The organism is Atribacteraceae bacterium, assembly GCA_035477455.1.
Taxonomy (GTDB): Bacteria; Atribacterota; Atribacteria; order Atribacterales; family Atribacteraceae; genus DATIKP01.
This window is the reverse complement of sequence record DATIKP010000159.1, coordinates 25,401-47,411: the sequence shown is the minus strand read 5'-3', so window position 1 is coordinate 47,411 and position 22,011 is coordinate 25,401. Positions and strand designations below refer to the sequence as shown.

General features: G+C 52.5%; 28 protein-coding genes. All 28 read left to right on the top strand.

Annotated elements, in window-relative coordinates; genetic code table 11:
* A partial coding sequence (gene fliI, locus VLH40_09475) for a flagellum-specific ATP synthase FliI (protein HSV32232.1) occupies window positions 1-411 on the top strand: 411 nt, incomplete at its 5' end.
* Complete coding sequence (fliJ, locus tag VLH40_09470; GenBank protein HSV32231.1) at window positions 408-851, top strand: flagellar export protein FliJ; 444 nt, start codon at window positions 408-410, stop codon at window positions 849-851. The genes fliI and fliJ, both read left to right, overlap by 4 nt.
* 3 nt (window positions 852-854) lie before the next feature.
* Entirely contained in the window at window positions 855-1,385 is a 531-nt protein-coding gene (locus VLH40_09465; protein ID HSV32230.1) for a lytic transglycosylase domain-containing protein, read from the top strand.
* A gap of 4 nt (window positions 1,386-1,389) precedes the next feature.
* Window positions 1,390-2,163 (top strand): hypothetical protein, encoded by a 774-nt coding sequence (locus VLH40_09460; protein HSV32229.1) that lies wholly within the window; start codon window positions 1,390-1,392, stop codon window positions 2,161-2,163.
* 5 nt (window positions 2,164-2,168) lie between these two features.
* Window positions 2,169-3,752: a flagellar hook-length control protein FliK gene (locus tag VLH40_09455; protein ID HSV32228.1), complete on the top strand. Its 1,584-nt coding sequence runs from the start codon at window positions 2,169-2,171 to the stop codon at window positions 3,750-3,752.
* 12 nt (window positions 3,753-3,764) lie between these two features.
* On the top strand, window positions 3,765-4,148 hold the full coding sequence (locus VLH40_09450) for a flagellar hook capping FlgD N-terminal domain-containing protein (protein HSV32227.1): 384 nt from the start codon (window positions 3,765-3,767) through the stop codon (window positions 4,146-4,148).
* 1 nt (window position 4,149) lies between these two features.
* Entirely contained in the window at window positions 4,150-4,530 is a 381-nt protein-coding gene (locus VLH40_09445; protein HSV32226.1) for a TIGR02530 family flagellar biosynthesis protein, read from the top strand.
* Between the two features lie 53 nt (window positions 4,531-4,583).
* Entirely contained in the window at window positions 4,584-5,810 is a 1,227-nt protein-coding gene (locus VLH40_09440) for a flagellar hook protein FlgE (GenBank protein ID HSV32225.1), read from the top strand.
* A gap of 111 nt (window positions 5,811-5,921) precedes the next feature.
* A complete protein-coding gene (locus VLH40_09435; protein ID HSV32224.1) occupies window positions 5,922-6,152 on the top strand; it encodes a flagellar FlbD family protein in 231 nt (76 codons plus the stop codon).
* Window positions 6,153-6,155: 3 nt separating this feature from the next.
* Entirely contained in the window at window positions 6,156-6,974 is an 819-nt protein-coding gene (locus VLH40_09430; protein HSV32223.1) for a MotA/TolQ/ExbB proton channel family protein, read from the top strand.
* 9 nt (window positions 6,975-6,983) lie between these two features.
* Entirely contained in the window at window positions 6,984-7,703 is a 720-nt protein-coding gene (locus VLH40_09425) for an OmpA family protein (GenBank protein HSV32222.1), read from the top strand.
* A gap of 70 nt (window positions 7,704-7,773) precedes the next feature.
* Complete coding sequence (locus VLH40_09420; protein HSV32221.1) at window positions 7,774-8,265, top strand: flagellar basal body-associated FliL family protein; 492 nt, start codon at window positions 7,774-7,776, stop codon at window positions 8,263-8,265.
* A gap of 12 nt (window positions 8,266-8,277) precedes the next feature.
* Window positions 8,278-9,261 carry a flagellar motor switch protein FliM gene (gene fliM / locus VLH40_09415; protein HSV32220.1) on the top strand — a complete coding sequence of 328 codons (984 nt, stop codon included), beginning with the start codon at window positions 8,278-8,280 and terminating at the stop codon, window positions 9,259-9,261.
* 1 nt (window position 9,262) lies between these two features.
* A complete protein-coding gene (gene fliY / locus VLH40_09410) occupies window positions 9,263-10,372 on the top strand; it encodes a flagellar motor switch phosphatase FliY (protein ID HSV32219.1) in 1,110 nt (369 codons plus the stop codon).
* Complete coding sequence (locus VLH40_09405; protein ID HSV32218.1) at window positions 10,369-10,827, top strand: flagellar biosynthetic protein FliO; 459 nt, start codon at window positions 10,369-10,371, stop codon at window positions 10,825-10,827. Before fliY ends, VLH40_09405 begins: the two co-directional genes overlap by 4 nt.
* Window positions 10,824-11,597 carry a flagellar type III secretion system pore protein FliP gene (fliP, locus tag VLH40_09400; protein HSV32217.1) on the top strand — a complete coding sequence of 258 codons (774 nt, stop codon included), beginning with the start codon at window positions 10,824-10,826 and terminating at the stop codon, window positions 11,595-11,597. Before VLH40_09405 ends, fliP begins: the two co-directional genes overlap by 4 nt.
* A 9-nt stretch (window positions 11,598-11,606) precedes the next feature.
* The gene (gene fliQ / locus VLH40_09395; GenBank protein HSV32216.1) at window positions 11,607-11,885 is read left to right on the top strand and encodes a flagellar biosynthesis protein FliQ; all 279 of its coding nucleotides are present in this window, start codon (window positions 11,607-11,609) and stop codon (window positions 11,883-11,885) included.
* 3 nt (window positions 11,886-11,888) lie between these two features.
* Window positions 11,889-12,668, top strand: a complete 780-nt coding sequence (fliR, locus tag VLH40_09390) for a flagellar biosynthetic protein FliR (protein HSV32215.1) — start codon at window positions 11,889-11,891, stop codon at window positions 12,666-12,668.
* A 115-nt stretch (window positions 12,669-12,783) separates the two neighbouring features.
* Window positions 12,784-13,854 carry an EscU/YscU/HrcU family type III secretion system export apparatus switch protein gene (locus VLH40_09385; protein ID HSV32214.1) on the top strand — a complete coding sequence of 357 codons (1,071 nt, stop codon included), beginning with the start codon at window positions 12,784-12,786 and terminating at the stop codon, window positions 13,852-13,854.
* Window positions 13,851-15,929, top strand: a complete 2,079-nt coding sequence (flhA, locus tag VLH40_09380; GenBank protein HSV32213.1) for a flagellar biosynthesis protein FlhA — start codon at window positions 13,851-13,853, stop codon at window positions 15,927-15,929. The genes VLH40_09385 and flhA overlap by 4 nt, the downstream gene beginning before the upstream one ends.
* Window positions 15,926-16,573: a flagellar brake domain-containing protein gene (locus VLH40_09375; protein HSV32212.1), complete on the top strand. Its 648-nt coding sequence runs from the start codon at window positions 15,926-15,928 to the stop codon at window positions 16,571-16,573. Before flhA ends, VLH40_09375 begins: the two co-directional genes overlap by 4 nt.
* Window positions 16,570-17,613, top strand: a complete 1,044-nt coding sequence (locus tag VLH40_09370; GenBank protein ID HSV32211.1) for a chemotaxis response regulator protein-glutamate methylesterase — start codon at window positions 16,570-16,572, stop codon at window positions 17,611-17,613. The genes VLH40_09375 and VLH40_09370 overlap by 4 nt, the downstream gene beginning before the upstream one ends.
* Window positions 17,614-17,674: 61 nt before the next feature.
* Entirely contained in the window at window positions 17,675-18,463 is a 789-nt protein-coding gene (locus tag VLH40_09365) for a protein-glutamate O-methyltransferase CheR (GenBank protein HSV32210.1), read from the top strand.
* Between the two features lie 10 nt (window positions 18,464-18,473).
* Window positions 18,474-19,100, top strand: coding sequence for a chemotaxis protein CheC (locus tag VLH40_09360; protein ID HSV32209.1), 627 nt, complete (start codon window positions 18,474-18,476; stop codon window positions 19,098-19,100).
* Between the two features lie 2 nt (window positions 19,101-19,102).
* The gene (locus tag VLH40_09355) at window positions 19,103-19,579 is read left to right on the top strand and encodes a chemotaxis protein CheD (protein HSV32208.1); all 477 of its coding nucleotides are present in this window, start codon (window positions 19,103-19,105) and stop codon (window positions 19,577-19,579) included.
* Window positions 19,576-19,809, top strand: coding sequence for a hypothetical protein (locus VLH40_09350; GenBank protein ID HSV32207.1), 234 nt, complete (start codon window positions 19,576-19,578; stop codon window positions 19,807-19,809). Before VLH40_09355 ends, VLH40_09350 begins: the two co-directional genes overlap by 4 nt.
* On the top strand, window positions 19,806-20,585 hold the full coding sequence (locus VLH40_09345) for a FliA/WhiG family RNA polymerase sigma factor (protein ID HSV32206.1): 780 nt from the start codon (window positions 19,806-19,808) through the stop codon (window positions 20,583-20,585). Before VLH40_09350 ends, VLH40_09345 begins: the two co-directional genes overlap by 4 nt.
* On the top strand, window positions 20,578-22,002 hold the full coding sequence (locus VLH40_09340; GenBank protein HSV32205.1) for a FapA family protein: 1,425 nt from the start codon (window positions 20,578-20,580) through the stop codon (window positions 22,000-22,002). The genes VLH40_09345 and VLH40_09340 overlap by 8 nt, the downstream gene beginning before the upstream one ends.
* Window positions 22,003-22,011: the final 9 nt, after the last annotated feature.

Sequence of the window (22,011 nt, the reverse complement as noted above, 5' to 3'; positions counted from 1 at the left end):
ACTGCCTTGTACGCGGTACTGGTCGAAGGCGATGACATGAACGATCCGATCGCCGACGCGGTGCGCGGTATCCTGGATGGCCATATCGTGTTGTCCCGCAAGCTCGCGCACGAGGGCCATTATCCGGCCATCGACGTGCTGCAAAGTGTGAGCCGGCTCATGCCGGAAGTTACTTCGGCCAAACAGCAAGCTCTCGCCCAAAAGGTCCGTGACGTGTTGGCCGTCTACCGGGACGCCGAAGATCTGATCAACATTGGAGCATATGTGGCCGGTACCAATCCCCGGATCGATTACGCCGTGCGGATGATCCATCAGGTTAAAGAGTTCCTGCGGCAGGAGATCACGGAGCAGATTCCATTTGAAGCGAGTCTTGACGAGTTATGCAAGCTCTTTGGGGAGGTCAAAGGATGAGGAGGTATCAGTTTAAGCTACAGAAGGTTCTGGACACAAAAAAAATAAGGGAAGACCTTATCGTCGTACGCCTGGTGGAGCTGAAGAGGCTGGCTGAGAGCCAGGAACAGTTCCTGCACATGATAAGCGGTAATCAGGAGCGGACGCTCCGGGAGCTTTCGGTCAGGCGGCGCAATGGGGAGAACGGCCTTCCTGAAGAACTGATGTACGAGGAGTATCTTCTGAAGCTGGAACGACGAATCCAGGAAACCCGCCTCATATTGCGGCAGTTGGAAGAACAAATTCGGGAAACCCGGCGAGCCTTGTGTGAAGCGGCGACCGAACGGAAAATGGTCGAAAAGATCCGGGAAAAGGATTATGGGACTTTCGTCCTGGAAATGGAACGCAATGACCGGAAAAACCTTGACGAAATCGCTATCCAGGCTCATGTTCGAAGGTAAGCCATGAGAACTTATCCGGAAAATCTACATCGGGTCATGAGCCGGATTTCCGAAATCGCATCCCGCTTCCATCCCCCTTGGGGATTTTCTCCGACCACCAATCCGGTGGGTCAGTCAGGGAGAGAGTTTCACGAACCGGAAATCAAAAGGATACCGAATGCCTCCTCTCCGGAGGAATTCGACCATCTGGTCGAAAAATACGCCCGGAAATACGGCTTCGAGAAAGAATTTATCAACCGGGTCATTGCTGCAGAGTCGGGTTTCAATCCGGATGTTGTTTCTCCGAAAGGGGCCATGGGGCTCATGCAACTTATGCCCGGGACCGCACGAATGTTGGGGGTGGACGACCCCTTCGATGTCCGCCAGAACCTCGAGGGGGGCATGCGTTACCTCAGGGGACTGGTCAATCGGTTCGGAGATATCCGTCTGGCGCTTGCCGCATACAATGCCGGATCCGGGCGGGTGGTTGAATATGGGGGGGTGCCCCCCTTTGAGGAAACACAGAATTATGTGCGTAAAATCCTGGGAGAGTGAATAAATGTCTCCGGAGAAAAAACCGCCGGCTCGCCGCCCACGCAAGCCGGAATCGGGCATAGGAAATAGGCAGGGAAACAAGCGTTCTTCCCACACACCAGGGAAGGACCGGAAATTGCAGGATCAGTCGGCCAAGCCGCGGGCCAGGATAGCAATTGGCGATTACTTTTTGCCTTTTTTGCTTTTCGGGATTACCATAATGGTCTTTTTGAATTTTACCGGGATCATCGAAATTCCCTTTTTGGATTTCCTTAGAACCGCAACACCGGAGGCGGTTCCCGCCCCGCAGAACTCACTTTCGACGGATCTTCCGCCGGAAGAACCGGTTGCCGAGCCGCTCTTTCCCGGTCCGGACCTGGAACAAATCAGGGGTGTAAAAGATGAAGAAGCATCGGTAGATAGTACTGCCGCCACGGAAATTACATCCAATCCACCGCTGGTTGTAGAGGCAACGCCGTTGATCGGACAGGATCCGGAGGTCATAGGTGAACCGGTGACGGAAGCAAGGGAAGAACTGATCGCAGGACCGGAAGACGAGCGGGGATTGATGGAAGAGAATGAGGAACCGGCTATCGATCCGGAGGGGATATGGCGGTTGAGCCGGATTTATGCGGCGATGGAGCCCGCCGAAGCCGCCAGAATACTCGAAAATATTGGCCAACAGGAGGTGGTGGCTATTCTTTCGACGATGAAAGAACGGGAAGTGGCCCGCATTCTAAGTGCCATGGATGTGGAACAGGCAACGGAGATATCTAAAGCGATGATAGGAAGGAGGTGAAAATCATGCACATTCCATTTGTCTTGATAAGTCCGCCGGAGAACAATTCCCGGAAAGTGGAAAAATCATCCCCTTTCGTGCTGTCCGGGGAGAATTTCGCCGCCCTGCTCGAGCGGGATTTACAACGGGAGGGTGATCCGGCACAGGAGACTCTTTTTTCGAACATTTCTTGGGAGGGCGAGGAGTTGACCACGGCCCAAAGCCTGGAGTGCGGGATCCCGGGTAACGGATTGAACAATCTCTCCTCCGGAGTCGGTAACTGCCCGATACCCCGGCGGGAAACCCGCTTGACGCCCTGCGGTAACACGATGGGAAATGGCTCTGGCGCATTGTCTTCCAGAGCAGGAAATTGCCCGATACAGCCATCGTGTCACCAGTCTGAAACAGCAGTCGGCTCAGCCCTCGTTAACAATAGCCTGGGGCAGCTCGAAAACCTGGAGCGCTGGAAGCAGGGCATCGCCGCATTTCTCGATGAAGTGGAAAGTATCCACTTTACCCTGGACCTTGGGGAAAAAGGAAACGTGGAGTTCACCGGAGGGAAGCTGGAAAACGGTGAGTTTCGGTTCACGTTCCAGGGAAACCAAGAGGCGATCATCGGTTTTTTGGGAAATCTGGCCGGTCTATTGACAGGGCTTGGAATTCCCGGCATGGGAAACGCCGCCGGATGTGTATCCGGACTGGGTATGCCAGGCTTGAGACAGGACCCCGAATTCGTCGCTTGCATCCTCGCGGAGCAGGATGAAGATGGTTCAGTGGATAATCAGGCGGCGTCGGACGTAGACGGAGCAAATTCCGGGGAGCCGTCGTTTGAACTGGGTATCGATCAAATCTTCACTGAGGGCGAGGTACCGGAGAACGGGAAAACCATCCAGTTGGAAAAACACACCAACAAACCGGATAATCCGGTCTTGTCCGGCGTAAATACCCAACCAGACAATCTCCCGAACGTCCAGCCAGCCTCTTGGTTTCCTGAACCTGGACCGGGACAGGCCGGCACTCCGATTGTAGCAACCTTCGTGGGTGAACGGGCCGCAGAAACGCTAATCCCATTTCAGGAACGGAGCAACAGTTCGGGAGAAAAGCAACCGGTTGGCGAACTGTTCCGGAATCTGTCTTCAGAAGTATCGGGATCAGTCAAATCCAATGACGGAATTGTCAAGGATCTTGCCTTTCAGGTCTCGGCCGGAAGCGGGTCAGAAGAAACCGCAGAATTTTTCAACCGGATTTTCGATGCGCTATCCCGGGAGCGAGGCACCAAAGAAGTAGTCATCAAGATGGAGCCCGAGACGTTGGGTTCGATTACCGTCCGTCTGACCGAAGATGGAAACCGGGTGTCCTGCCTGTGGCAGATCAGCGATCCCCGTACCCGAGAACTGATCGAACGGCAATTACCGATTCTGGAAGCCAGGCTGAACGAACAGGGAATGACCTTCGCTAACTTTTTGGGCGAAGATCGCTCCGGCCGGTTTTCCCGGCAGTGGACTTCCCCGGCATTTATTGTGGACCAGCGAGTTAATGATACCGGTTTTCCGGAAGATAGCCGTTTTGGTTTTCTTGGCGAGCCGGGCAATGTGAATCTGGTGGTTTGAGGAGGTGAGGAAATGTTTGTATCGACTCTTCCGGTCAGTGGCTGGCAGGAAATATCGCCCTCCGAAAGCAGAGGGAAGAACACCTTGGATCGGCATGATTTTCTCCAGCTGCTCGTATTGCAGCTCCGGCATCAGAATCCTCTGGAACCGATGAACGAAAGGGAATTCGGCGCGCAACTCGCCCAGTATTCGACGCTGGAAGAGATGCAGAATACCAATAAAACCCTCTCCATGCTGCTCTTTCTGGAAGCGGGGGGAATGATTGGGAAAACCGTGCACTTGAGAGATGGGAATGCCGGAAAAGTCAACGGGGTGATTCTCCGGGACCAGGAAGCGTTCCTTGAGGTGAACGGAAAGAGGTACCCGATGCGAGACATTGTCGGAGTGGAGGGTTGACATGGTCGACAAGTTAAGCCGTTTTCGTCCGGCGATCCCCACAATACCGCCGGTTCAGCCCCTCAGACGTTTGGGGGAAGGTCCCCTGACCCAGCGTGAGGAATTCCGGAATATTCTCGAGCAGGAAGAGATCGTTTTTTCTTCCCACGCCCGAAAACGCCTGGAACAGCGGGGGATCTCCATGAATCCCGCGATACTCGAGGGTCTTCACCAGGGGATGCGTTGCCTGGAGGAAAAAGGCGGACGTGACGCGCTTTTGATGATGCAGGATTTGGCTTTTGTCGTCAACGTTCCACGCCGGACGGTCGTCACCTGTATCGATTCGGAAAGTCGGCGGGGGAACGTCTTCACCAATATCGACAGCGTTGTAATTGTAGAATAGAACCAGGAGCTGGACCGCCAGGCGGAGGCTCTGCCGAGGAGGCAAGATCTACCATGATGCGTTCTATGTTTACTGCTGTGTCGGGTTTGAAAAACCATCAGACTCGGATGGACGTGATCGGAAACAATATCGCCAACGTGAATACTGTGGCTTTCAAGGCCGGCCGGGTGAATTTCCAGGACATTCTAAACCAGACTATATCCGGGGCTCGCACGCCGCAGGCCGGAGGCCGGGGTGGGGTTAACCCCAAACAGGTGGGCCTGGGGATGACCATCGGGGCCATTGATACTATATTCACCCCGGGTGGGCTCCAGACCACTGATAACCCCACTGATTTCGCCATTGAAGGTGACGGATTTTTCATTGTTGGGGATGGCACCCAACAGTTCTACACCCGGGACGGCGCCTTTAAGTTATCCGCCGACGGAGCGCTGGTCAATGCCAATGGCTTGCGGGTACAGGGTTGGATGGCGGGTGATGGCGGAAACATCGACGTCACCGGGGGACTTTCCAATATCGTCCTGCCCCTCACCACCCAGATGGAACCGCAGGCCACGGGGGATTTACAGTTTGACGGTAACCTGGACGCGAATTTCGCGATGGGAGACTCCTGGAACACCCGGGCGGAAATTTTCGACTCATTGGGTAATCTTCATGATATACCAGTAATTTTTACCAAATCCGCCAACAACACGTGGCACTGGGAAGCCTTCGATCCGGCTGACAATGTAACCTCTATTGGAAGCGGCAGTACAACCTTTGCAACCAACGGGATATTCGACAGCGTTACCGGTGCCCAGATCAGCTTTAATCCGGGGGGAGGCGCTGCGGAACCTCTTGAGGTATTATTGAACTTTGAAAATCTTACCCAATTTTCCGGGGCGCCAACCGCCCATGTCTCTTTCCAGGACGGTTATCCGGCCGGTGATCTCGACATGGTGACCACCGATTCAGCCGGGATGATCACCGGAATCTTCACCAACGGCCAATCCAGTGCTCTGGCCCAGTTGGCCATGGCCAACTTCGTCAATCCGGGCGGGCTCCTTAAGGCGGGTGGCAATCTCTACCAGATCTCCAACAACTCCGGAACGGCCAACGTCGGGACCGCCAACTCGGGAGGCCGGGGCTCCATCGCGGTAGGGGCACTCGAGATGTCCAACGTGGACCTTGCCCAGGAGTTTACCAGCATGATTACCACCCAGCGGGGATTTCAGGCCAACTCCCGGGTGATCACCACGTCGGATGAAATGCTCCAGGAACTTCTGACGTTAAAGCGATAATTACCTTGATGTGGCAATTCATGATAGGGTAGATGGGTTAAAGAGCAAAAGAACAATAAACTCATCACTCATCTACCCTTCTACATCATTTCGCTGAGAGGAAAATGAAAAATGATTGAATTGACCCGCTTCAACGGAAGTACGTTTACCGTGAATTCGGATTTGATTGAAACGGTCGAAGCTACTCCGGACACGGTGGTTTCACTTTTAACCGGGAGGAAATACATCGTTTTGGAAGGGGTGAAAGAGGTCATCGATAAAATTGTTCAGTTCCGGAAATTGACCGGGACCAGCAATATTCTGTTTAAAACTCTGGATTCGGGCAAGCAGGCGGAGGAGTGATTCATGGACAAGGCGACGATCATCGGGCTGGGTATCGGGATCTTACTTCTCATGTGGGGCATGATCGGAGCGGCAGGCTTTGCACCTTATTTTGATGTCAATTCCATACTGATTACCGGAGGGGGAACGCTGGCGGGAACTATGATCAGTTACCGTTTTGAGCAGACCCTGGGCGCTTTCAAGCTTTTCCAGATCGCGTTGTTGACCAAGCTTCCCAGCGCCAGCATGGTGATCACCGCGCTGGTGTCCTTGGCCGAAAAAGCCCGCAAAGAAGGACTGCTGGCTCTGGAAGAGGAATCACGGTCGCTTGACGACCCTTTTTTCCGCAAAGGCATCCAGTTGGTGGTGGACGGGACCGATCCGCAATTGGTCAAGAACATACTGGAAACTGAACTTCTGTTCCTCCAGGAGCGGCATAAAACCGGCCGCTCCATCTTTGAGACCATGGGAAATTTCGCCCCCGCCTTCGGCCTGATCGGAACCCTTATCGGCCTGGTGGCCATGTTGGTTAGGCTGGACGATCCTGCGGCCATCGGACCGGGTATGGCCGTAGCGCTTCTGACCACCTTGTATGGAGCTGTCGTTGCCAATCTCATCTGCCTACCGGTGGCCAACAAGCTGAAGCTTCGCAGTAACGAAGAGATCCTGTTGCGGGAAGTGATCATCGAAGGGATCTTATCCATCCAGGCTGGAGATAACCCCCGGATTGTGGAGGAGAAACTCAAGTCGTTTTTCTCGCCCAGCATCCGGCAGGAATTTGAAAAAACGCGGAACAATTCCGACCGGGTAATTCCACTCAAACAGGAGAACCAGGGAGCATAAGAGGGTAATATGGCCAGAAGAAAGATGCCTGATGACCCACCCATGGGAGCGCCGATGTGGATGCAGACATACGGGGATTTCATGTCCCTTTTGCTCTGTTTCTTTATTTTGCTTTTCGCCCTCTCGACCATCGATGTCGCCCGGTTCAAAGAGGTGGTTTCCTCCATCCAGGGTGCGTTGGGAGTGCTCGAGGGCGGCCCGCGGGTTTTGCATCCGGCGGAAATACCGGTTCCCCGTCCCCCCACCCAGATCAATCCTTCGGGAATGGTGGAATTGAAATTGGCCGGACTGATGCGGGAAATCGAGCACAAGGTGATTCAGGAAGACCAGATAGACCGAGAGGACATGACCATCAAAATTGATGAGCGGGGCCTAGTGATCACTTTTTTGGACGATGTCTTTTTCGATATCGGCCGGGCCGGTTTAAGACCGGAGAAACTTCCCGTCCTCGGGATTCTCTCAGATGTTTTTCTGGATATGGAAAATCCCATTCGGATCGAAGGACATACCTGCAACCTTCCTATCCAGACTGAACAGTTTCCCTCCAACTGGGAGCTGTCCGCCGCGCGAGCGATAGCCGTGTTGCGTTATTTCGTCGAACAGAAGGGTGTTTCTCCCGAAAAAATGATCGCTGTCGGGTACGGGGAACAGCGACCTCTGGTTCCCAATGACAACGAAACAAGCCGCCAGCGCAACCGCCGGGTGGAGATCGTTATTTTGCGAATCTGAATCAAGAGACCAGTAAGAGGTGAGACGCGCAATACCTCTCATCTCTCACGTTATTTATAAGGAGGTTATTATGCCTGGAGAAGAAAAGCCACCGGAAGAGATCAAAAAATCCAGTGGATCCGGTTTCAAAAAAATCATGATGCTGACCGCTTTCGCCCTGATCGGGTTCATGGCGTTTGTCTATATCCAGCAAAGCGGAATCTTGAACCAATTGTTGGGTGCCAGCGAACCGGAAGAACAAGCCGACCGGCCGATCAGAGAAGTGATTCACCGGTTCGAACAACCCTTCCTGGTGAATATGGCTGACCGGGACATCCTCCGCTATCTAAAGGTAATACTTGCAGTTGGGGTGACCTCTCAAGGTACCGTTGTCGAACTTCAACAAAATGAAGTGGTGATGCGGGATGCGATCATCATGGTTATGAGCGCGAAGGGCTCAGAAGACCTGACAGCTCCCGAGGGCATTGAAGCCCTCAAGCATGAATTGTCAGAACGCCTGAACGAGATTCTCCAGACTGGGCAGGTAATGAATGTGTATTTTCTGGACCTGGTCATGCAATAACGGGGGGAAATCATGAGTGAGATTCTTTCCCAGGAAGAAATCGACGCTCTGCTGAATGCAATTGACTCCGGCGCAGTAGAAGCGGAAGCGATCAAAGAGGAAGGCAAAAAAGAACAAAACCGGCTGAAGATCTACGATTTTCGCCGTCCGGAGAAATTTTCCAAAGACCAGATCCGGACCTTTCACATGATCTTCTCGGCCTTTGCCCGCCTGTGTTCGACGAACCTGGCCGGCTTTTTTCGGACTCGTTTCCAGCTCGAACTGGTTTCGATCGACCAGCTTACCTATGATGAGTTCGTCCGTTCGGTTCCGCATCCCACCTTTGTTTGTATTTATTCGATGCTTCCCCTGGAAGGGCGCAGCGTCATGCAGATGAGCCTGGATATCGTTTTTCCCATGCTCGATCGCCTGCTGGGGGGGGCGGGGAGCGTTCCGAAAAATTTACGGGCGCTTACCGAAATCGAGAACCGGATTATGGGAGGAGTGATCGAGCGCTCGATGAGGGCGCTCAGGGAAGCTTGGATGAATATCAAGCAGATCGAGCCCCGGGTGGATGCTTTGGAATCGGGCCTTGAATTTATCCAGGTGGTCCCGGGCAACGATATGGTGATTCTTTTGAGCTTCGATGCGGAAATGGGGGAGCGTACCGGCATGATCACTATCGCTATCCCCTATGTCGTGGTCGAGCCGATTACTCAGAATCTTAGTGCCTCCTTGTGGTTTTCCGGACGGAAAGCCTATGATCCGAAGAACCAGGAGCGGCTTAAGCAGCAGATCGAGAAGGTAAAGCTTCCCTTGCGGGTCGAACTGGGGCGGACGGGTATCCGGCTGCGGGATCTTCTTGATCTCGAGGTGGGAGACGTCGTCAGTCTGGAAAAGAAAAAAGACCGCCCATTGGATATCCTGGTGGGCAAGAAGACCAAGATGCGCGGTTATCCCGGACGGATGGGGAATCAGATGACCGTGAAAATCATCGATGTCGGGGAGGGTGAGTAACATGGCGGTCAAAACAATGGATTCTGGATATACGCTGAGTTCGGAAGAAGTTGACGTTCTGGGAGAAGTCGGCAATATCTCTATGGGAGCCGCTGCGACGGCTCTAAGCGGTCTGTTGACGAAAAAGGTGGATATCACCATTCCCAGCGTGATGGTCATGAGTCTGGATGACGTGAAGAAAATTCTGGATGAAAACCATATCCTGGTGAAGGTGCAGTACCAGTCCGGTCTAACCGGGAGCAACGTCCTCTTGGTGCAGGAAAACGATATCCGAGTGATAATTGGCCTGATGATGGGTGGAGATGGGAAGGATGGCCTGCCCGAAGTGTTTGGAGAAATGGAAATCAGTGCGCTTGGCGAGGCGATGAACCAGATGATGGGTTCAGCCGCGACCGCCATGTCCGATTTTTTTGCCCGGCGGGTCAACATCTCTCCCCCGGAAGTCATTTGGCAGAATGTCAGGACGGAGGAAGAGTCTTGGCTGAATAAACAAGGCGACGCTTTTATAGTTATGACTACCTTTCGTCTGGTGGTAGAAGACGTCATCGACAGTTCCATGCTTCAGTTGGTGCCCCTCAGCTTTGCCCGGGAGATGGCCGGAGGGCTATTATCGAACCGAGCAGTGGAAAGCGAAGCCGAAAATCAGGAGGAAACTTTCGAGCAGGAGATTTTCCTTGAGGAGGCTGTCCCTCTTTCCTCTCCGGACAAATCACCAATAGCTACCCAGCCGCAAGCTCCCCCTCGTTCGTCTTCTGCCCCGCGGCGGGAAAAATCCCGCATAAAGGCTCAACCGGTTGAATTTGCCGAGTTCGTTCCCGATGAGCGAGCCGAAGGATCCCGGGGCAATCTCGAGTTGATTATGGATGTTTCGTTACCCCTGGTGGTTGAACTGGGGAAATCAAGGCTTTCAATCCGGGAGATCCTCGACTTGGGACCGGGTTCCATCATCGAACTCGATAAACTGGCCGGAGAACCGGCCGACCTCTATGTGCACGACATCCTTTTTGCCCGGGGGGAAGTTGTGGTCATCGAAGAGAATTTCGGGGTGCGGATATCCGAGATCGTCAGTACGGAAGATCGGATTCGCTCCCTGCGGGAAGTGCGCTCATGAGTATGCGCTTGACAGCTATGCGATTGCTTTTATTTCTTGTCCCCGGCCTCCTGTGGGTGTCCGGGGCAGCCTATGCCCAGGACACCCTTGAACTCCCCGAGTATACGTTGCCGGAAACCGGAACAGTCACGGCGAGCACTTTTCGCTTTATCCTTGCCTTTTTGGTGGTGGTCGCCGCGCTGTACGGGTTTTTTTATCTGATGAAAAAGCTCTCCGGCCAGGGGAATCGGGCGGCGTCATCCCGCTATATGACTCTTCTGGATACCTTTACGGTCCGAAACAACTGTACCCTGTATCTGGTTCGGGCTGGGGAAAGAGTTATCCTCATAGGGCAGAGTGGAAACGCGATGCGGGAAATCGCTGAGTTTGCGGCGGATGAGTTGATCGAACTCGAGCGGAAAGAACCCTTTACAAGCTATCTAGACAGTTGGTTCAAGAGGAAAAAAGAACGGTGAAAAAGTCCCGATGGATACGATGGGTCTGGATAGTTTTTTGGATTGTTATTCTTATTTCCGTTATTCCGGAGGCCTTTTCTCAGGATTTTCCGTTGTTTGTCCCCCGCATCACCCTGGAAGCCGGCGAAGTAGAGGAGCCCGGAGAGCTGACCCTCTCTTTGCAGATTCTGGTCCTGCTCACGATCCTGAGTCTGGCCCCGGCGATCCTGGTCATGGTCACTTCATTTACCAGGATCATCGTCGCGCTGGCCTTTGTCCGTCAGGCCATCGGTTCACAACAGATTCCGCCGACCCCGGTCCTTGTCGGCATGGCTTTATTTCTGACTTTTTTTGTTATGACCCCGATCTTCACCCAGATCAACGAGGAAGCGCTTCAGCCCTATCTGAATGGAACGATTTCTCAGGAACAGGCTCTGGAAGACGGAGTGGGTATCCTCAGGGAATTCATGTTCCGCCAGACCAGCGAAAGAGAGCTGGCGCTCATGGTCGGCATGTCCGGACTTCCTCGGCCCGACACTCGGGAGGACATCCCTACCCAGGTATTGATACCGGCCTTTATTCTCAGTGAACTCCGCATTGCATTTACTCTGGGCTTTCTGGTGTATGTCCCCTTTTTGATCATCGATATGGTCGTGGCCAGCATTCTCATGTCTATGGGGATGATGATGCTTCCGCCGATCATCATCTCCCTTCCCTTCAAAATCCTTCTCTTCGTTCTGGTCGATGGGTGGAATCTGATTACCCGGGGAATCATGTTGAGCATTCGATGAAATAAGGTGGTGAGTGAATTGACCGAAGAATTGGTCATGGAAATTGGAAATCAGGCTATGTTGGTGATCATTAAACTTTCTCTGCCGATCCTGGTAGGGGCGCTGTTAATAGGCATCCTGGTGAGTATTTTCCAGGCGGTGACCCAGATTCACGAAATGACTCTGACCTTTGTTCCCAAGATTTTAGCGGTTATCGTCATCGCTTTTTTTCTCGGACCCTGGATGCTCCAGACGATTCTCGATTTCACCGGCGACCTGTTCATCAATATCCCTTTGCTTGTGAGATGAGGGATGGACCTTATTGCTTACCTGGCCTATCATTTCCTAGCTTTTCTACTGATCTTTATGAGAATGTTGGGGTTTTTCATGATCGCTCCGGTTTTCAACAGCCGGATCATTCCTCTTCCCCCCAAGATTGGCCTGGCTTTCCTGATGGCCGTCATTCTTCTGCCTCAGAAAACGGGACCGGGAGTTCCCCGGTTTTTTGTTTTTGACGGTGATTTTTTTCTAGCCCTCTTATCCGAAATCATGCTGGGACTGGCCCTCGGTTTTATAGCCGGTCTGGTCTTTTCCTGTATTCAAATCGCCGGAGAAATTATCGATTTCCAGGCGGGCTTTCTCATTGCCAATGTCATCGACCCCTTTACCCGTGAGGTCTCCTCGGTGATGGGACAATTCTACCTCCTCCTGGCGATTGTCTATTATCTGGGTATTGGGGGCCATCTTTTGACGCTGGAGGGTCTCTATCGGACTTTCGAGTTGGTACCACTCGGGACCTTTATGCTCACACCGGCTATGGAAGCATCAATCCTGGATCTGATTCAACAAGTCATGATCCTGGCCCTGCAACTCGGGGCTCCGGTGATCATCGCCCTGTTTTTGGCCAACCTTACGCTGGCCATCCTTTCCCGGGCGATCCCTCAAATGGATGTCTTTATCGTCGGTTTACCGTTGAATATCGGCATCTGTTTTCTTTTGACCCTGTTGACCTTGCCCTACTTTTTTCCGCTGGTTGACCGTTTGGTCGGCTTCTTCCTGCGGTCGTTCTTCAGCCTGCTGGCGACCCGGTGAAGAAAAGCGTCCTTCCTGTTTGGCCCGTTTTGGCAAATGAATTTATCTAAAACCAGTCGGGTTGCACCTAATTACCCTGCACCCATAATACCCTTGCTGAAAGAGAGGTGGGAATGTGCCTTCGCAGGAAAAGACCGAGGCACCAACCCCACGGAAACGGGATGAATTGAGAAAAAAGGGCCAAACGGCCCAGAGTACCGATTTTGCCGGCGGAGTCGGGTTTCTTTCCATGTTTCTGGTGGTTTCCTTTCTTTTTCCCTATATCGGTCAACAGGCCATGCTTTTTTCGCAGAAAATTTGGCGGGGCGATATTCCCTACGGGGGAGAAGATTACCAGTGGCTGTTCAACCTGCTGAGGATCTGCGGAGGATATTTTCTGCGCATGGTCGCACCGGTTGCCTTGATCGCTCTTGGTATAGGTTTGTTTATCGGATTTTTGCAGACCGGGTTCGTCGTTTCTTTTGAAGCTATCAAGCCAAAATTCGAATATATCAACCCGATCAAGGGCCTGGAAAAGATTTTTTCCATGCGTACCGTTATAGAAAGCCTTAAAGTATCGCTCAAGGTTTTTGTCGGGATCGCCATAACCTACCTGATTGTGCGGGGTTCTCTCCCACAGCTGGCGGACCTGATGGCTATGGAGCTTGGGGAATTGCTGAGATCGGGCGGGACGATCGCCAGGCGCTTGGGCTTGTATCTCGGAGGTTTGTTTCTGGGTATCGGATTTCTTGATTTTTTTTACCAGCGGTACGAATTCGAACGGAAAGCCCGGATGACTAAAGAAGAGGTTAAAGAAGAATATAAAAAAACGGAAGGTGATCCAATCATTCGTTCCCGTATCCGCGCGAAACAGCGGGAGCTCGCCCGCAGTCGGATGATGCAGGCGGTCCCCTCCGCTTCGGTAGTGGTCACCAATCCGGTTCATGTGGCCTGCGCTCTCCACTACGAGCGGAACTCCGGGAAGGCGCCGGTCCTGGTGGCCAAGGGGAAACGGTTGATTGCTGAAAAAATCAAGGAAATCGCCCGGGAGTGCCAAATTCCGGTGGTGGAGAATAAAAAAACCGCCTGGGATCTTTACCGTTATGTCGACGTCGGTAAAGAAATACCCGGGTTTCTCTACCGCGCGGTAGCGGAAATTCTCGCTTTTGTTTACCGAATGAGTCAGACGGGGAGAACGCGGACATGATCGATATCCTGGTGAGGGGCCTGGAGAGAGGTAAGAAGAACATCGACTTTCTTTTTGCCTTTCTTTTCATTCTGATTATATTGATGATGGTGGTCCCCCTCCCTCCTCTTTTGATCGACTTTCTGCTGGTCTGTAATATCAGTTTCGCGGTGATGACCCTTCTGACCACGACTTATATCGGAAATCCCCTCCAATTTTCCGTGTTTCCCTCCCTTCTCCTCTTTACGACGTTGTTCCGACTGGCCCTCAACGTTTCGACCACCCGTCTGATACTCCTCGATGGTTATGCCGGTCGGATTATCGCCGCTTTCGGCCACTTCGTGGTCAGCGGCAATTATGTGGTCGGATTCATTATTTTTCTCATCCTGATCATCATCCAATTCGTGGTCATCACCAATGGCGCCGGACGCATCTCAGAAGTGGCTGCCCGTTTTACCTTGGATGCCATGCCCGGCAAACAGATGAGCATCGATGCCGACCTGAATGCGGGCATGATCGATGAAAAGGAAGCTCGTAAAAGGCGCCGAGATATTGAGAGGCAGGCCGACTTTTACGGAGCCATGGACGGAGCCAGTAAGTTTGTCAAGGGGGACGCGATTGCCGGATTGATCATCACCCTGATCAACTTCCTGGGTGGCTTTATCGTGGGAAGCGTGCAGCGTGGTCTGCCCCTGGTCGAATCCCTCCAGACCTATGCTCTGCTCACAGTCGGGGATGGGTTGGTCGCCCAGATCCCAGCCTTGCTGATTTCTACCGCCAGCGGGCTGATCGTCACCCGGACAGCGAGTGATGAAAACCTGGGTAAAGAGATGTTCCAAGAATTTTCCCGCCTTCCCCGGGTGGCCATTCTCACCGCGATTTTCCTCGTAGTATTGGGCCTTGTCCCCGGTTTACCCAAAATTCCTTTCTTTTTGCTGGCCTTTGCCGTTGGAGGATATGGCTATTTCAGAATAAAAACCGATCGTGCGAAAGTGGTTAAACAGGAAGAACAGCAGGTAGCCGAAAAAGAAGTGCTGCCCCGCAGTCCGGAAGAGATCGCCCGACTCATCGAAGTGGATCCGGTCGAACTGGAAATCGGGTACGGGCTGATTCCCCTGATAGACCGCAGTAGTGGTGGAGACCTCCTGGACCGGATTACTCAGATGCGTATCAACATGGCCCGGGAGAAAGGATTTATCGTTCCTCCCATCCGAGTTCGAGATAATTTGAGGTTGCGCCCGAATGAGTACCTTCTGAAAATCCGCGGCATGACAATAACCCGGGGGGAGGTGCTGCCCAATCATTATCTGGCGATGAATCCCCAGGGGGACAGTCTGCCGATTGAAGGCGTTCCCACCCGGGAGCCGGCCTTCAATCTCCCCGCCTATTGGGTTAATGAGATACAGAAAGACGATGCGGAGTTGGCCGGCTATACCCTCGTTGATTCCGGATCGGTCCTGATCACCCATTTGTCCGAACTGGTCAAGAACCATTCCCATGAGCTCTTGAGCCGTAAGGATATGCAAACCCTGGTGGACCAGGTCAAAAAAGTCAATCCCAGCGTGGTGGAAGAGCTCATTCCCAACCTGATGTCAGTTGGGGAAGTGCAGAAAGTGATCCAATTTTTATTGATGGAACAGGTATCAATTCGTGATTTGTCCCTGATTATGGAAACACTGGCCGATTATGCCCCGCACATCAAAAATGTCGAAGAGCTTACGGAGATGGTTCGCCGTAAGCTGGGAAGAGCGCTCTGTTCACCTTATCTCGGGGAAAATAATATCATGCATGTTCTCACCCTTGATGCCAAGTTGGAAGGATTTCTAGCCAAGGTGATCGAAGGCGGTGAAATACTGGAGCCAGCCACGTTCCGCCGGATCTTGGAATCTATCAGCCGGAATATCGAACGGATGGTGAGCTTGGGTCATTTCCCAATCCTGGTGACGACTGGTAAAATGAGACGGGGTTTACGAAATATCTTGAGTGGTTACATACCTCAACTGGTTACCCTCTCCTATGAAGAGATACCCCGGGATTTCGAAATCAAGGTAGAAGGTCTCGTCGTACCGGGATCGGCTGAGGGAGGCAGTGAATGAACCCGGAGGCGATCTTCGCACCGAACCGCTTGCTCAGCCTGGGTATCCTAGGCCGGGATGAAAAAGGAGAAACAATCATTCATTACCACTCCAGCCGCCTGGAGAATATCGTGAAAGACAATCTTTGGATTGCCGCGCCCCAAGAACAAGGTGAGCTTGTTCCGGTGAGCCCGGGAGAGACAATTGAGGTTTTCCTGATCTCCAAAAACGAGATCTATGTGTTCAACAGTGAAGTGAAAGATCGGGTCAAGCGGGGCAACATGGCCTTTCTGATCATCGGGATGCCTGCGTCTGTAGTCCGCATGCAACGCCGTGATTATGTCCGCCTCGATGTGTCCCTGCCGGTTTCTCTGAAAAAGGGACTTCTTACTTGGAAAGGGATGACCAAAAACCTAAGCGGAGGCGGGATGCTCGTGGTTTTTACCGAAAAGGGATCATATCCCGAAAAGGGTGATGAAGTGTTCTTTTGCTTGGAATTCAATGAAGAAAAGCTCATGGGCAAGGGCGTAACGCTACGTGAAGATGATACAAACCTCCGGGCTTTCCGGTTTACCGAGATCATGGAAGGCGACCGGGAAAAAGTCATCAAATTCATTTTTCGTAGGCAGATCGAGCTGAAACGAAAAGGATTGCTCCAGCGATGAAGCCGATTACGGTGATGGTGGTAGACGATTCCGCCTTCATGCGCAAAGTGGTTTCCGATATTCTCGCGCAGGATTCGGATATCGCAGTGATCGCTACAGCCCGGGATGGTATTGACGCTCTGGAAAAACTGCAAAGTCTTGAGCCGGACGTTATTTTGCTTGATGTCGAGATGCCCCGCATGGATGGACTGACATTTTTGGGAAAAGTGTTATCCCGAAAAGCCCATAGAATCATCATGTTGAGTGCCTTGACCGGGGAAGGGAGCGTGACGACCATTCAGGCCTTGGCGGAAGGGGCGCTTGATTTCATTCAAAAACCCTCCGGGAGCATTTCTCTGGACATTGAGAACAAGACCGGGGAAATCATCAGCAAGGTTAAGGCAGCGGCAGCCATTCCCACTGGACGACTCGGCTCCGTTTTGGCCTCTCCTGTTCCTCGTCATCCGGTAATCCCGGTCCAGGACGGTATCGAAGAATGCCGTAAGATAGTATTCATCGCTTCTTCGACCGGCGGCCCGCGGGCTTTGCATACCTTGTTGGCCGGTTGCCCGCCCCTGAAACACGCCGGCATGATTATCGTTCAGCACATGCCCGCTGGATTTACCCTCAGCCTCTCCCGGCGACTGAACGAAGTCACGGTGATAACGGTGAATGAAGGAAGACAGGGTGGTTGCTTATCAGTGAATCAGGCTATCCTGGCTCCCGGCGGAAAACACCTCTTGATGAGTCCGGACCGGAGGATCCTCCTAAACGACGACCCGCCGCTGAAGGGATTGAGGCCCTGTGCAGACCTGACCTTGCTCTCGCTGGTCCAGGTGTTTGAAGACCGTATTTGTTGTGTGGTACTCACCGGGATGGGTAAAGACGCCCTTGAAGGTTGCCGGGTCCTCAAGCAGAAGGGCGGACAGATTCTCGCTCAGGACGAGAAAACCTCATTGATCTTTGGCATGCCCAAGGCAGTCATCGAGAATGGATTGGCCGATCGAGTGCTGGCTCTGGAAAGAATGCCGGAGGCCATCGAAGAATGGGACAAAGCATGAGTGAGGGGGGGCGGAGCCCCGATGTCCTTGACCCCCATCGACATAGAAAGGAGCCACTTAAATGCTCTCGGCTGTTGAAGTTCAATCCATGCGTGAGACCATTTTGCGAAAAACCGGCATCGATCTTTCGCTGTACAAGGAAAATCAGCTCCGCCGGAGACTTTCCTTCATTCTCATGCGCTCCGGAGCAACGTGCGTTGCGGAATACCTGGAAAAGCTCGAAACCGATCCCCGGGTGCTCGAGGATTTCAAAAACCGGTTCACCATTAATGTATCTGAATTTTTCCGGAATCCGGAACGCTTCGATGATCTGGAGAAGAGAGTGATTCCAGAACTGTTGTCCGGCGCCGGCTCGAGATTGAACGTCTGGAGCGCCGGATGTTCGATCGGCAGCGAAGCATACTCGATCGCTATTCTCCTTACCGAAATGAAAGTCACCAAACCGTTTTGGATCTGGGCGACCGATATTGACGAAGAGATCCTTGAAAAAGCTCAGGAAGCCGTTTTCAAAGAGCTGCACCTGAAAAACGTTCCAGATCATGTATTATCCAGCTCTTTTTACCCCCAAACGGACGGCGGGTTCCGGATCAAACCGGTCCTTCAAAAAAATGTTCGCTTCCAAAAACACGATCTCTTGCGGGAACCGGTCAAGGAAACCTTCGACCTGGTGGTCTGCCGGAACGTTGTGATCTATTTCGAGGAAGAAGCGAAAAAAACCGCCTTCCGGAAATTGAGCGATTCCCTGAAAAAGGGTGGATACCTTTGGATTGGGAGCACGGAGCGGATTCCCAATCCGGGAATGTTTCATCTTCGTTATTCGTTGCCTTTTTTCTATCTAAAATACGAATAGGAGACAGCGGATGGTCTTTTCATTTGAACATCTCAGCGAATTGCAGCTGGATGCCTTGCGGGAAATCGGGAACATCGGTGCCGGAAATGCGGCAACGGCTCTAGCCCGAATGGTGGATCACCGGGTCAGCATGGAAGTGCCCCTGGTTAAAATTCTTCCCCTGAAAGACGTTCCGGAGTGGTTGGGTGGCCCCGAGAAAGAAGTGCTGGGTGTCTACCTGTCGATGTTTGGGGCAATGAGCGGTCATATTCTTTTTGTTCTTGATCTGGACAATGCCCAGAAAATGATGAAGATCCTTCTGGGGGACATGGCTCCGGCAAAAGAGCAAATGCTCGATATGGACGACCTCGCCTCATCGGCCATGGCCGAGATCGGAAACATCCTTTCTTCGTCGTATCTTTGCGCGCTGGCTGATTTTACCGGTCTCAACCTCAACCATTCCGTTCCCGAGATCGCAGTGGATATGGTCGGAGCGATTGTTGACCTGGTTTTGATCGAGATCTCCCGCCGGGGAGATTACGCACTCTTGATCGAGACCGAATTTGTAGAAGAAAAATACCATATTATCGGGTTTTTCATGCTTATCCCGGACTCCGGATCGCTTGAGATCATGCTCAAATCCATAGGGGTTGTCTGACAATGGGACAGAAATATTCGATTGGGATGGCGGAGTTCCGTGTCAGCGACAAACCGGAAGACCGGTTGTGCATCATGGGGCTGGGCTCCTGTGTCGGGGCCTGTCTGTATGACCGGGAAAACTGTGTGGCGGGTATGGCTCATATCCTCTTGCCGCAGAGCATCCCGGGTCAGAAGAACATTTTTAAATTTGCCGATACGGCCGTAGAAGCACTATTGGAGGAAATGGCCAAAGTCGGAGCCCGGAAAAAAAACGTCATTGCCAAGATCGCCGGTGGTGCGAAAATGTTTGCCGGGACCGATTCCCTCTTTGACATCGGTAAGCGGAATGTCGAAGCGGTCAAACAGGTCGTACAGGATTTGGGTATACCATTGCTTGGGGAAAATACCGGAGGTAACCGGGGACGGAGTATCACGTTTCATGTCCAAAATGGCCGGCTGGAAGTCAAGACGATTGGACAGGAGTGTTTTGTCATTTGATCAGCGACAGACGAAAAAAAACTCCTCGGCTGCTGGCATTGTCCCTGACCTGGCTCGTGGTACTGTTCTATTTCGTCTGGGGAATGGTGCGAAATATTAGTTTGTTTACGGTGGTGTGGAGAAGCTTTGTCATCGCCATCGTGGTGTATGTAGTGGTATATTATTATTTATTCTGGATTGTTTCCCGGGTGCCGGCCGAGGATAAAAAAAGCCCAGGTGTTGAATCATGAGCCTGACCAAACGGAATGAAAGCGTCGAGGAATGCTGGACTGGGTTTCTGAGTACCGGTGATCTCCGCAAGCGGGAGCGCCTCATCGAACACTACCTCTATTTGGTGAAAATTGCCATAGGACGCCTGCTTTATACCCTGCCTTCCTACATCGACCGGGAGGATCTGGAAAGTTATGGAATCATCGGACTCTTGCAAGCCCTGGAACGATTTCGTCCCGAACGGGGCCTCAAGTTCGAAACGTATGCCCTGTCCCGCATCCGTGGGGCGGTGATCGACTACCTCAGAAGCCTCGATCCGATGACCCGGGGCCAGCGGAAGACATTCAAAAAAGTTATGGAGACCTGGCAGAAGCTTCAAAAAGAAAAGGGTCGGGATCCCACCCTCGAGGAAGTGTCCGGAGACATGAATATCACCGTGGAAGAAGTGAGCTGGGTTATCGAAAGGTACAAATCGAGCATTCTATTTTCCCTGGAACAGGAAAATAATGAGGATGGCCGGTTGCTTGGTGACGATCTTCCCGACGAAACCCCTCGCTTCAATCCTCAGGAAATCCTCGAAAACCGGGAACTCATGGAGTTTTTAGGCCAGGCGATTGATGACCTGCCAGAACGGGACCGGCTTTGTGTGGCTCTGTACTATTATGAGGGATTGACCCTCAAGGAAATCGGATCGATACTCGAAGTCGGAGAATCGAGGGTTTCCCAGATTCTTTCCCGGTCCCTCCTTAAATTGCGATCAAAAATGAACGAGTGGAAAGGGCCGGGAGATGAGTGATCGCAGACCTTTAGCCAAGTTGGAAGCTGAAGACGCTGTTCAGCTTTATATTTCCGGCGATGGATTGACGGCTGAACTGATCGTGAAAAAACCCATCGAGGAAAATCTTGATCAGTATCAGGAAATCGGTGAATTCCTAAGTGAAAAGAGGATCGTGTTCGGTATCAACGAGGAAACCCTGAGCCGTTGGCCGCAGATCCTGAAGCTTCCTGGCCGTTATCCGGTCGCCAGGGGCGAGAAGCCGGTGCGGGGAGAGGATGGTTCAGTCAAGATTTTTTTCCAAAGAGACGTGGTGAAAGAGTTGACTGAGAACGAGAGCGGCCGGGTCGACTATTTTAATTTCATCAAAATCCCGGAGGTCCGCTCCGGTGATATCCTGGCCGAGTTGATCCCGCCTGGAGCCGGAACCCCGGGGAAAGACGTTATGGATCAGGAGATCCCCGCCTCGCCCGGCCGGGAAAGCCGGCTGGTCAAGGGAAAGAATGTCGAAATTACTGATGACGGGTCACGGGCAATAGCCACCGCCGCCGGCCGACCGGCCCTGGTCGGGAAGGCGATTTCGGTGTTCCTGGTCTTCGAAGTCCAAGGTGACGCGGACCTGACGACGGGCAACATCAATTTTGTCGGATCGGTGGTCGTCCGGGGTACGGTCAGGAGCGGCCTGTCCATTGTAGCTGGCGGGAATATCGAAGTTTGGGGAAACGTCGAGGCGGCCGACTTGGAAGCGGAAGGGAACATTGTCATCCAGGGTGGTGTTTTTGCCGGAGGGAAGGGCAAAATCCGCGCCCAGGGGAATATCCAGGTTAAAATTGTGGAAAACGGGAGTCTCGAAGCAAAACACTCGGTTCTGATTGGAGAAGCGGTGTTGCACAGCTCGGTTTCTGCCGGCCGCAACATTGTAGTGAATGAGGGAAAGGGTATGATTGTGGGTGGTTCGATCAAAGCTGGAGAGCTGGTGTGGGCGAAAACCATCGGATCTCCAATGGGCACCCGGACGGAAATCTTTGTGGGGATCAGTCCCGTGGCCCGCAAGGAACACGCCCTTCTGAGACAAGAATGCGATGAAGCGAAAAAGGCCATTATCGCAGCGGAAAGAGCCTTTGCCTTTGCCTTGCGCCGCAAACAATCCGGCATCACCCTTGACTACCGCCTGAACCAGGCGCTTTTGAAATTCAAGGAGTCATACGAATTGGCTCAGGAGAAAGAGCAAATCTGTGAGGAGCGGATAGCCGAACTGGAGGAACTCTTTAAGCAATGCGGAGGTAAAGTTCTGGTCAAAGACCGTATCTATTCCCAGGTCAGGATCATCCTGGGTGACATCGGTTATATCGTGCGGGACGAAATAACCTATGCCTCATTCACGGTAAAAGACGGTGAAATCGTCATCGGTAGTTTTGAAAGACCCCGGTTGAAATAACCGGGTAAG

What these genes read in the sequence shown, in the direction of transcription:
- fliJ (HSV32231.1), top strand. Translation starts at nt 408, where the DNA reads ATGAGGAGGTATCAGTTTAAGCTACAGAAGGTTCTGGACACAAAAAAA.
- VLH40_09465 (HSV32230.1), top strand. Translation starts at nt 855, where the DNA reads ATGAGAACTTATCCGGAAAATCTACATCGGGTCATGAGCCGGATTTCC.
- VLH40_09460 (HSV32229.1), top strand. Translation starts at nt 1,390, where the DNA reads ATGTCTCCGGAGAAAAAACCGCCGGCTCGCCGCCCACGCAAGCCGGAA.
- VLH40_09455 (HSV32228.1), top strand. Translation starts at nt 2,169, where the DNA reads ATGCACATTCCATTTGTCTTGATAAGTCCGCCGGAGAACAATTCCCGG.
- VLH40_09450 (HSV32227.1), top strand. Translation starts at nt 3,765, where the DNA reads ATGTTTGTATCGACTCTTCCGGTCAGTGGCTGGCAGGAAATATCGCCC.
- VLH40_09445 (HSV32226.1), top strand. Translation starts at nt 4,150, where the DNA reads ATGGTCGACAAGTTAAGCCGTTTTCGTCCGGCGATCCCCACAATACCG.
- VLH40_09440 (HSV32225.1), top strand. Translation starts at nt 4,584, where the DNA reads ATGATGCGTTCTATGTTTACTGCTGTGTCGGGTTTGAAAAACCATCAG.
- VLH40_09435 (HSV32224.1), top strand. Translation starts at nt 5,922, where the DNA reads ATGATTGAATTGACCCGCTTCAACGGAAGTACGTTTACCGTGAATTCG.
- VLH40_09430 (HSV32223.1), top strand. Translation starts at nt 6,156, where the DNA reads ATGGACAAGGCGACGATCATCGGGCTGGGTATCGGGATCTTACTTCTC.
- VLH40_09425 (HSV32222.1), top strand. Translation starts at nt 6,984, where the DNA reads ATGGCCAGAAGAAAGATGCCTGATGACCCACCCATGGGAGCGCCGATG.
- VLH40_09420 (HSV32221.1), top strand. Translation starts at nt 7,774, where the DNA reads ATGCCTGGAGAAGAAAAGCCACCGGAAGAGATCAAAAAATCCAGTGGA.
- fliM (HSV32220.1), top strand. Translation starts at nt 8,278, where the DNA reads ATGAGTGAGATTCTTTCCCAGGAAGAAATCGACGCTCTGCTGAATGCA.
- fliY (HSV32219.1), top strand. Translation starts at nt 9,263, where the DNA reads ATGGCGGTCAAAACAATGGATTCTGGATATACGCTGAGTTCGGAAGAA.
- VLH40_09405 (HSV32218.1), top strand. Translation starts at nt 10,369, where the DNA reads ATGAGTATGCGCTTGACAGCTATGCGATTGCTTTTATTTCTTGTCCCC.
- fliR (HSV32215.1), top strand. Translation starts at nt 11,889, where the DNA reads ATGGACCTTATTGCTTACCTGGCCTATCATTTCCTAGCTTTTCTACTG.
- flhA (HSV32213.1), top strand. Translation starts at nt 13,851, where the DNA reads ATGATCGATATCCTGGTGAGGGGCCTGGAGAGAGGTAAGAAGAACATC.
- VLH40_09375 (HSV32212.1), top strand. Translation starts at nt 15,926, where the DNA reads ATGAACCCGGAGGCGATCTTCGCACCGAACCGCTTGCTCAGCCTGGGT.
- VLH40_09370 (HSV32211.1), top strand. Translation starts at nt 16,570, where the DNA reads ATGAAGCCGATTACGGTGATGGTGGTAGACGATTCCGCCTTCATGCGC.
- VLH40_09365 (HSV32210.1), top strand. Translation starts at nt 17,675, where the DNA reads ATGCTCTCGGCTGTTGAAGTTCAATCCATGCGTGAGACCATTTTGCGA.
- VLH40_09360 (HSV32209.1), top strand. Translation starts at nt 18,474, where the DNA reads ATGGTCTTTTCATTTGAACATCTCAGCGAATTGCAGCTGGATGCCTTG.
- VLH40_09355 (HSV32208.1), top strand. Translation starts at nt 19,103, where the DNA reads ATGGGACAGAAATATTCGATTGGGATGGCGGAGTTCCGTGTCAGCGAC.
- VLH40_09345 (HSV32206.1), top strand. Translation starts at nt 19,806, where the DNA reads ATGAGCCTGACCAAACGGAATGAAAGCGTCGAGGAATGCTGGACTGGG.
- VLH40_09340 (HSV32205.1), top strand. Translation starts at nt 20,578, where the DNA reads ATGAGTGATCGCAGACCTTTAGCCAAGTTGGAAGCTGAAGACGCTGTT.